Origin of the sequence: Chroococcus sp. FPU101 (assembly GCF_017312365.1) — a bacterium.
Taxonomy (GTDB): Bacteria; Cyanobacteriota; Cyanobacteriia; order Cyanobacteriales; family Microcystaceae; genus Chroococcus.
In genome coordinates this window covers 1-1560 of sequence record NZ_BLJI01000095.1, presented here as the reverse complement: position 1 = coordinate 1560, position 1560 = coordinate 1, and the positions used below count along the sequence as shown (strand labels likewise).

2 protein-coding genes and 1 pseudogene are annotated in these 1560 nt (G+C 39.7%); 1 reads left to right on the top strand and 2 read right to left on the bottom strand.

Going from position 1 to position 1560, the window contains the following annotated elements; all coding sequences use genetic code 11:
• Positions 1-183 (top strand): annotated as a pseudogene (locus CFPU101_RS26110) (SMP-30/gluconolactonase/LRE family protein); the annotation flags it as partial.
• 73 nt (positions 184-256) lie between these two features.
• Here the strand turns inward: CFPU101_RS26110 and CFPU101_RS25890 are convergent.
• Positions 257-823, bottom strand: a complete 567-nt coding sequence (locus tag CFPU101_RS25890) for an IS630 family transposase (protein ID WP_242578276.1) — start codon at positions 821-823, stop codon at positions 257-259.
• Between the two features lie 2 nt (positions 824-825).
• Complete coding sequence (locus tag CFPU101_RS25885; RefSeq protein ID WP_242578275.1) at positions 826-1326, bottom strand: helix-turn-helix domain-containing protein; 501 nt, start codon at positions 1324-1326, stop codon at positions 826-828.
• Positions 1327-1560: the final 234 nt, after the last annotated feature.

Sequence of the window (1560 nt, the reverse complement as noted above, 5' to 3'; positions counted from 1 at the left end):
GAAGAATCTTTTTCCCCTGATGGGTTAACTGTTGATAGCGAGGGTTGTCTTTGGTCTGCTATGTGGGATGGTTGGTGCATCATCCGTTTTGACCCGAATGGTAAAGAAATGTTACGGGTGTCTTTACCTGTGCCACGTCCAAGTAGTTGTACTTTTGGTGGAACGGATCTAACAACGCTTTATATTACAACTGCATCGATCGGTTTGAGTGAAGCAGATATTCAAGATAGTATTTTTTTAGTGTTATACCAATTCATTAAATGTTGGCTACAGATAAAGCCTCCAGAATGTACTGCCATCCAACAAGGGAAGCAATCACCTCTTGAGTCATCTGTGCCAACCGAACTTGCAACAAAGATCGCAACTCATCTAAATTGGTGGGCAGTTGCCATCGCAAACCTATCTTAAGATGTTGCCAAACCCGTTCAATGGGGTTGAGTTCTGGACAATGAGAAGGTTGGAACATCAGAATAATGTTGTCGGGAATTTTGAGTTTTTTGGCTTTGTGAAATCCACCATTATCCAATTGAATAATCAGCACACAATCAGGAAACTGTTGGGAGACTAGCTCAAGAAAAACCCCAAAACAATCACTGTTAAGATGGGTAAACTCAAAAAAGAAATGTTCTCCTGTACTGGGTTCAACCACTCCATAAAGATAGGTTGCTATGTATTGCCACTGCACCTTACCGATTGGCTTTACACCCCGACCTGTAATTTTCCTTCCACTAATAGTTTTTAGCCCAAGACGAGTTTCATCTTGGCACAAAAAACGGATCTTCTTGTTCAGTCCCATTACAGTAATTACTACCCAAGCGAGCATTGCTAAATCTTGGGCAAAGTTTTTTTAAAAGCTTCTAATCTCACTTGTTCCTGCTTGACGCTTTTTGAACGTGCTACTTTCGGCGAACCTTTGAGGCGATAATAGACTAATTGATGTACGGTTTGATAGTTGGCTCTGATCCCTAGCTTTTCTTCTAACCATTGACAAATTTCACCGTAACTGTTGAAACCCTCACTTTCTTGTAGCCTTTGGTCAAGAGCTTTTTCTGCCCATCTTGGAATGGCACGCGGACGACCAGTACTAACTCTTTCTTGCAATAATCCTTTTAATCCTTCTTCTCGATAACGTTTTAACCACTCTTGCACTGTCACTCGATGCCTGCCCAATATTTGCGCGGACTCTTGTACGGTTTTCGCTTTCCCACTTTTTAGTAAATACAATAGCTGTACTCTTTCTTTTCCTGCTCCTGTTTTCTGTTGTCCTAGCAGTTTTTTGAGAACTTCAGAACTTTCTGCAATTTCAATTTTGTAGACTCCTGCCATTGGTTTGTCCTTTTTGTCCTCATTTCTTTGATGAGTTTAACCTATCTGTAGCCTATTTTTCAATAATTGGTATAACTCAGAGATACAACAGTTCTGTTAGTACGCAATAAACTTAATAAAGTTAAATTGACTTAAAAGTATGTTTCAAAGTATTGGAATATCCAACACTTTGAAACTTATCGCCATTAATGTAATGGCGACATTAGAGTAATAGTGATTGGGGAAAGCACACTT